This is a genomic window from Hymenobacter frigidus (genome assembly GCF_014640435.1).
Classification (GTDB): Bacteria; Bacteroidota; Bacteroidia; order Cytophagales; family Hymenobacteraceae; genus Hymenobacter; species Hymenobacter frigidus.
Genome location: NZ_BMGY01000079.1, coordinates 1 through 7,220 on the forward strand (window position 1 = coordinate 1; position 7,220 = coordinate 7,220).

Here is a 7,220-nt window from a genome sequence, read left to right on the forward strand (position 1 = left end):
AAAGGAGCTAACATAGGCCAAAAATACCACGCAATTATTCACCGTTACTTATGCGTGGCTACTTAGGCCCCGTTCTACGCGCCAGTCGGCACCGGGTGCCACCACCCGGGTGGGCTGGCCGGGCCGGCGGCACGCGTTGTAGGCGAGTACGAGGGCGCGCATTCCCCGGTAGGAAATGGGGTAGCGGCGGCGGGTTTCGTCGGTGCCGAACTGCAGGGTTGGGCAGTCGCCCATCAGCCGGTTGAGGGTGAGCTGCGCCGAGGCCGGGACAATCTTAACCACGTAGCTGGAGTCCGGGCGCAGCAGGTAAAACTGCGACTGGCCTTGCTCGTCGGTGTCGGCGTACAGGCTCAAATAACCCAGTCCCACGGGCCGCACAAATACGTGCGGACCGCGAGGCCCCACCCGGCGGCTCACTACCACTGCGCCGGCTGCGTCGCCGTAGCTATTTGCCGACCCCGGCGTGAACGGCAAAGCCACCGCGCCTTGGTAGAGGGTGAGGGGCTGCCCCGCCGGCTGGTAAAAGCCCTTCCGAAACTCCCCGCGCAGGGTGTCGCCGTTAGTTTTGACGACAAAATCCTGCCGGGTGCGTTGGGCGTGTCCGCTCAACGAAGCAAGTAGCAACAGGGGCAGCAAGTAGAGATGCTTCATGCAGGCGCACGGAGTCGCAGGGAGTGTTGAATGGCTTTGGCTGGTACCGAGCAACGTCTGACGCATTAAGTTAGGCGCACATGAAAGTGGCCAACGGAACTTGAAGAATAGCTGCAATTCGCGCACCTGTAGTCAGGGCACACTTCTTTTCAGTCAAATCAAATTGTTGAATGATGATTCCCTGTGAGGAATTTGCAACGGAAAGAATTAAGATTAACCGGGCGTTTTTATCCCTGCGCAATCCAGTTTCGTCCTCAGTCGTGACGAGTTCCGAAAAATATTTTATTGTCACTCCAACGATTGTGGGCATCTGCTTCCATGCGCCAATCTTCCAGCGATGTAAACCCGTGTACAAACAGTAGCGCTTGCAATCCAAATCAAAATCGATGCCCCCGTGCAAAAATGCAGTACACACAGCCATAATTAATGCGCTGATTCCAAAAAACAAATCTTTACTGCTCAGGAAATAGATTCCCGAAACGGCAAAAGCCGTGGCTAGAGCAGAGGATACGCTAAGTAATCGGGGCGGCCTAAGCAGTCGCGCATAAGTAACCGTAGTCAACCAAAAAGAACGTCATTCCGAGCTTGCCGAGGAATCTTGCCGGAGTCATCCGCGCCGCCCACTGGCGCGAGCGAGATTCCTCGGCAAGCTCGGAATGACGTTCTTCTTTATCCGGTTACTTATGCGTGGGCACTTAAAAGCTAATGTTACCAACGGAGAGCAGTTACCGCAGCCGCATATCGGCAATTATCGCGGCTATTTTCTCGCGTCCCAATCGTTCGGCCAGGTCGAAATCAACGGTTGATTTCAGGGGTTGCTTCACGCTGAAGTAGAACTTGATTTTGGGCTCGGTGCCGCTGGGTCGGGCCGAAATCTTGCTGCCGTCTTCGGTGAGGAACTGGAGCACGTTGGAGCTTTCCACGCCGGTTGCGGTGGTTTGACCGGTGGCCAAGTCGTGGATTTTACCGGTTTTGTAGTCCCGGATTTCCACCACTTTCAGGCCTGCGATGTGGACGGGCGGGTTGGCGCGCAGGCTGGCCATCATTTCCTGAATTTCCTCGGCCCCGCGCTGGCCTTTCTTGGTGAGGGAAATCAGGTCTTCGACGTAGAGGCCGTAATGGGCGTACATCTGGGTCATTTCCTGGTAGAGGGTGCGGCCCTGGTCTTTGGCCACGGCGGCTATCTCGGCCACCAGCGCGCAGGCCGATACGGCGTCTTTATCCCGGACAAAATCGCCGATGAGGAAGCCGTAGCTTTCCTCGCCGCCGCCGATATAGGTTTCCTGTCCCTCCAAATCGCGGATAAGGCCGGCAATGTATTTAAAGCCGGTGAGCGTGCGGTAGCTCTTCACCTGGTGCTGGCGGGCGATGTCGCCCAGGATTTCGCTCGTCACGATGGTGTACACGATATAGTCTTTCGGCGTGGCGTGGCCGGCGCGGTGGCGGGCACTCAGCAGGTAGTAGGTGAGCAGGGCGGCAGTCTGGTTGCCGTTGAGTAGCACCCATTCGCCCGCGTCATTGCGCACGCCCACGCCAACGCGGTCGGCGTCGGGGTCGGTGGCCAGCACGATATCAGCATTGGTGGCCTGGGCTTGGTCGAGGGCCAGCTGCATGGCGCTTTTCTCCTCGGGGTTGGGCGACTGCACCGTGGGGAAGTTGCCATCTGGCGTGGCTTGGGCCTGCACTACGTTCACGTTGGTAAAGCCGAATTCGCGCAGCAAACCTGGCACCAGCGTGATGCCCGAGCCGTGAATGGGCGTGTAGACGATGTTCAAATCGTGCTGGCGCTGAATGGCGGCCGGGTCGATGCTGAGCTGTTTGGCGCGGGCGAAATATCGGGCGTCCATATCGGCCCCGATGTGGATGATTTTCGACGGGTCGGCCTCAAATTTTACCTCGCTCACGCTGGCAATCTTATTGACTTCAACGATGATGTTCGTGTCGTGCGGTGACACTACTTGCGCGCCGTCGTTCCAGTACACCTTGTAGCCGTTGTACTCCTTGGGGTTGTGCGAGGCGGTGATGACGCAGCCGCTTTGGCAGCCCAGCTCCCGAATGGCAAACGACAGCTCCGGGGTGGGGCGCAGGCCGTCGAAGAGATACACCGTGATGCCATTGGCGGAGAAAATGCCCGCCGCGATTTGCGCAAATTCCGGGCTATTGTTGCGGCTGTCGTGAGCAATAGCTACCTTGATTTCCTGGCCGGGGAAGCTTTGAATCAGGTAGTTGCACAGGCCCTGCGTAGCCATGCCCAGCGTGTAGCGGTTCATGCGGTTCGAGCCCGGGCCCATGATGCCGCGCAGGCCGCCGGTACCAAACTCCAGGCTGCGGTAGAAAGCATCGGTCAGCGCTTCGGTGTGGCCGGAAACCACCATTTCGCGGATGGCCTGCTGGGTTTGCGCATCGTAGTCCGGCGTGAGCCAGGTATCAATGGTGTTTTGGATTGCGGGGGTGAGGGACATGAGCGAAAGCGTGAGTGAGGTGCGGGAGTCAGAGGCGAAACGGTCGCAAAGGAAAGAGGTTGGATGGAAAATCCGGCGGGGTGCCCCTCAGCGCGTCAGCCAGCGCCGCAGGTTTAGCCGGTAGAGGCGCTGCCGCACCAACGCCACGCGCTGCACCAGCCGCTCGTTGGAGATGAATACCCGCGCCGGTCCCGTGAAGCACAGCCCTTCGGCCTGACCCAGCCGCAGGGCATTAGGCAGGCGGAGCCGGCGGGCACGGGCGCCCAGGTAGCGGGTGCCGGCAAAGTCGGTGAGCAGCCACAGGAACACGCGGCCATTTTTGGTGTAGCCCAGCAGCGCGGCAGTGCGCTCGTTGGGGCCAAGGGCGGCGGCCGTTACCAGGCCCTGCACATCGAGCAGCCCGCGCGGCCGGGCTACGTAGCGGCCGGGCTGGGTGGGCAGGGTGTAGTGGCCGGTACGCCCATCGGCCCACCGCTTCGTGAACAGGTGCAGTGAATCGTGGGCCACGAAAAACGCCTCGCAGTCGAAGTTGTGCCGGTAGGTGCCGGGCGCAAAATCCGTTTGTTCGGGGTACGTGAACGCAATTTCCTCGGCCACGGCGGCGGTGTCGGTAGGGCCGGGCCGGGGTAGGCGCAGCACTCGCAGGTCGCGCCGACTACCGGCGTTGTTGCCAAAGTCACCGATGTAGAAGTAGCGGCTGTCGGCGGCCAGTTCTTCCCAATCGGTATTCGGAAAATTGACGATGCGCACGCGCTGCACCACGCGGCCACTGGTCGAGTCGAGTCGGAACAGGACCGGTGGGTTGTCGCCATCGTTCAGCGTCCAGAGCGCACCGTTGGTGTAGAGCAAGGCCGACGTTTCGGGCACCGCTGAATCGAGCCGGGCCAGGCGCTTCGGGTGGGCGCGGGCGGGGCGTGCCGGTTCCACACGCTGGGCCAAGGCGGCGGGCGGGGTGGCAAGCAACAGCAGCAGCCCGAGCAGCAGCGATAATCTGGGCATCAGGTCGGAAAGAGAAGCAGTGGTAGAATTAAGCAAAACCGTCATGCCGAGCGCAGCCGAGGCATCTCGCGGGCAATAGTAAATCCAATCAATTGGTATACTACCCCACGCGAGATGCCTCGGCTGCGCTCGGCATGACGGTTCTATCGGCTTGACTTTGTTAGCGGCAGACTCAGCGCGGCATTACAAGTTGCCGCGCAGGGCCTGCTCGCGCTCAATCGACTCAAACAGCGCCTTGAAATTGCCTTTGCCGAAGCTCTTGGCCCCTTTGCGTTGGATGATTTCGTAGAACACCGTGGGCCGGTCTTCCACGGGTTTGGTAAAAATCTGGAGCAAATAGCCTTCTTCGTCGCGGTCGACGAGCAGGTTCAGAGCCTTCAGCGATTCCAGGTCCTCGTCGATGGCGCCGATGCGCTCTAGCAGGTCCTCGTAGTAGGTGCCGGGCACCGAGAGGAACTCCACGCCGCGGCGGCGCAGCTCAGTCACGGTGCTGCGGATGTCGTTGGTGGCGATGGCGATATGCTGCACGCCGGGCGAGTGGTAATAGTCGAGGTACTCCTCAATCTGCGATTTTTTCTTGCCTTCGGCGGGCTCGTTGATAGGAAATTTCACGTAGCCGTTGCCGTTGGAAACCACCTTGCTCATTAGGGCCGAATACTCGGTGCTGATGTCCTCATCATCGAAAGTGAGCAGGAGCTTGAAGCCCATCACGTCCTCGTAAAACTTCACCCACTGGTTCATTTCGCCCCAGCCCACGTTGCCCACGCAGTGGTCCACGTGCAGCAGGCCCACGGGGTTGCTCTGCGGCACGCTGCTGCTTTTGGCTACGTAGCCGGGCATGAACGGGCCGGTGTAGTTGGTGCGTTCCACGAAGGTGTGGATGCTTTCGCCGTAGGTGTAGATGCCGGCCAGCGTGACCGAGCCGAACTCATCCTCAATAGTATAAGGCTCGAAAGCCGAGCGGGCCCCGCGCTTGGTGGTTTCCTCGTACGACTGGCGGGCATCATCCACCCACAGGGCCATCACCTTCACGCCGTCGCCGTGCTTGCGCACGTGCTCCGAAATTTCGGAGTCGGGCAGGAGGGAAGTAGTGAGCACGAGGCGAATTTTGCCCTGCTGCAGCACGTAGCTGGCGCGGTCGCGCAGGCCGGTTTCGGGGCCGGCGTAGGCCACCAGCTCGTAGCCGAACGCGGCTTGGTAGTAGTAGGCCGACTGTTTGGCGTTGCCGACGTAAAATTCAACGAAATCGGTGCCTTTGAGGGGGAGGAAATCCTGGGCGGGTTGGGCCAGCACTTCGGGCGAGGTCATGGTTTGCATAGGCGGAGTGGAAATGGGTGGGGGTTGGGAAGGTAAAAATACGGGTTCTGTTGGTTTAGCACGAAATTCGGACGGCTAGTAAGCAGCGCTTCGGGTGGGGATGGCGAGTGTTTAGCAATTCATCCCCATTTTTGTAGCCAATCACCTGCCTTAGCGTCCACATGAATACCGAAGAACTGAACCGCGCCCTCGTGGCCTTGATTGAGAAAAAAGCTGAGCTGCATACCCTCAAGTACGATGATACGCGTTACGACGACGTGGAAGAAGCCCTGCACGACCTGGAAGACGATTTCAACGACGAGTACGGTGACTACCTCGAAACGGCCCTTGATAAAGTGCACACCGACCTGAAATCGGACACCGACGTGCTGCTGCCCACCGCCTATTTGCCCAGCAACCCCAGCGCTACGCCCACGCCCAAAGAAGGCGTGTGGGTTGATTCGGAAAAATACCCCGGCAAAGAAGCCCGCATCACCTTGATTCCGAACCCCGTGCGCATCATGCTGACCGTGGGCAAGCAGGTGCAGCAGGAGTTGTGGAAGGCGTAAGTCAACTGTTTTTTTAGAACGAAAAAGCAGAACGTCATGCTGAGCGAAGCCGAAGCATCTTGCGTGTAGTAGTAAACTCAAACGAAAGAAGCTACTACCCCATGCGAGATGCTTCGGCTCCGCTCAGCATGACGTTCTATTTTAACTCATAACTCAAAAAATGCTCTACCGCATCGCTGAGCCCACCGACTGGGTCCACGCTCAGAAAACCGGCTTTTTTGCCAGCGCCGACTTGGCAGCCGAAGGTTTTATTCATTGTTCCGAGGCGCACCAGATTCTCGAAACGGCCCGCCGGTACTATGCCGGGCGGGCCGTTTTAGTTTTGCTGGAATGGGACGAAGCTGCCTTAGCTCTTGCTGGCGTGCGCGTAGAACGCGAATGGGTAGCTAGTCGGAACCAGCATTTTGCCCACGTTTTTGGGGCTGTACCGCTGGTGGCAGTGCGGCGCAGCTGGCCGTTTGGGGCCGATGCGGCCGGGGAATTTCAGTTGCCCGCTGGAATTTCCGTTGCAAAAGAATAACTTTAGGAAAGCGTGTAACCGCGGCGCGCCCAGCGGCATCTTCCCACTAGAAGAACTTCCACTTCCCTTCAGGCTTATGCAACCTTTCTACTTGCGTGCGCTGTCGCTACTGGCACTTTTTGGGTTGGCCACGGCCTGCGCCCCCACCTACCAGCTGGGCCTGAAACCCGCCAAGTCCACGAACCTGTGGGCCGAAGGCCGTGAGCAGGCCCAGGCCGTGGCCGACAGCGTGGAGGTGCGCCTGAGCTTTGTGTGCTACGAGCCCACGCGAGTCGTTTTTGAAGCAGAGTACCTTAACCCCACGCGGCGCTCGCTGGTGGTTGACCCCGCCGCGTTTCAGTACGAAGCCAACCGGCTGCCCGCGCCGGCTTCCAACCCCAAAGCCAAGTGCCCCAAGCCGCTGCCCGGCACCGAAGTAACGGCCGCCGTGGCCGCCGCCAGCGCCTCGCTGCCGTTGCCGCCGCTGCCGCCGCAGCCCGTGGCGGCCTTCGACCCCGAGCCCGAAATCACGGCCCTGCGTGCCAAAGCCGCCACCGAAGCCGATAAGGCCGCGCGCTTCGACTGGTTGGGCCTCGCCCTGAGCGCGGCCAGCCTGGCCACGGACGTGGCCAGCATTGGCAAGCGCGAAACCGTGGCGCAGTACCAAACCCGCTCCGCCCTTAGAAGCTGTTTGAGTTAGCAGAACTTCAGGGTTCTGCGAATGTTAACTATTGCAATCCAGGC

The 7,220-nt window shown here is 59.7% G+C and carries 8 protein-coding genes; 3 read left to right on the plus strand and 5 right to left on the minus strand.

The annotated features are described in order from the left end of the window. Positions 1-48 precede the first annotated feature (48 nt). The 5 genes from IEW17_RS20245 to hppD form a co-directional block, all read right to left on the minus strand. Positions 49-651, minus strand: coding sequence for a hypothetical protein (locus tag IEW17_RS20245; RefSeq protein WP_188563882.1), 603 nt, complete (start codon positions 649-651; stop codon positions 49-51). Positions 652-721: 70 nt separating this feature from the next. After that, positions 722-1,213 (minus strand): hypothetical protein, encoded by a 492-nt coding sequence (locus tag IEW17_RS20250; protein ID WP_188563883.1) that lies wholly within the window; start codon positions 1,211-1,213, stop codon positions 722-724. 163 nt (positions 1,214-1,376) lie between these two features. Continuing rightward, a complete protein-coding gene (locus IEW17_RS20255; RefSeq protein ID WP_188563884.1) occupies positions 1,377-3,113 on the minus strand; it encodes a phospho-sugar mutase in 1,737 nt (578 codons plus the stop codon). A gap of 87 nt (positions 3,114-3,200) precedes the next feature. After that, on the minus strand, positions 3,201-4,112 hold the full coding sequence (locus IEW17_RS20260; protein WP_188563885.1) for a hypothetical protein: 912 nt from the start codon (positions 4,110-4,112) through the stop codon (positions 3,201-3,203). Between the two features lie 183 nt (positions 4,113-4,295). Then, the gene (gene hppD / locus IEW17_RS20265) at positions 4,296-5,429 is read right to left on the minus strand and encodes a 4-hydroxyphenylpyruvate dioxygenase (protein ID WP_188563886.1); all 1,134 of its coding nucleotides are present in this window, start codon (positions 5,427-5,429) and stop codon (positions 4,296-4,298) included. A 161-nt stretch (positions 5,430-5,590) separates the two neighbouring features. Between hppD and IEW17_RS20270 the strand changes: the two genes are divergently transcribed. The 3 genes from IEW17_RS20270 (at position 5,591) to IEW17_RS20280 (ending at position 7,176) form a co-directional block, all read left to right on the plus strand. Beyond that, positions 5,591-5,977, plus strand: coding sequence for a hypothetical protein (locus IEW17_RS20270; RefSeq protein WP_188563887.1), 387 nt, complete (start codon positions 5,591-5,593; stop codon positions 5,975-5,977). 160 nt (positions 5,978-6,137) lie between these two features. After that, a complete protein-coding gene (locus tag IEW17_RS20275) occupies positions 6,138-6,497 on the plus strand; it encodes a DUF952 domain-containing protein (RefSeq protein ID WP_188563888.1) in 360 nt (119 codons plus the stop codon). A gap of 76 nt (positions 6,498-6,573) precedes the next feature. Beyond that, on the plus strand, positions 6,574-7,176 hold the full coding sequence (locus IEW17_RS20280; protein WP_188563889.1) for a hypothetical protein: 603 nt from the start codon (positions 6,574-6,576) through the stop codon (positions 7,174-7,176). Positions 7,177-7,220 lie beyond the last annotated feature (44 nt).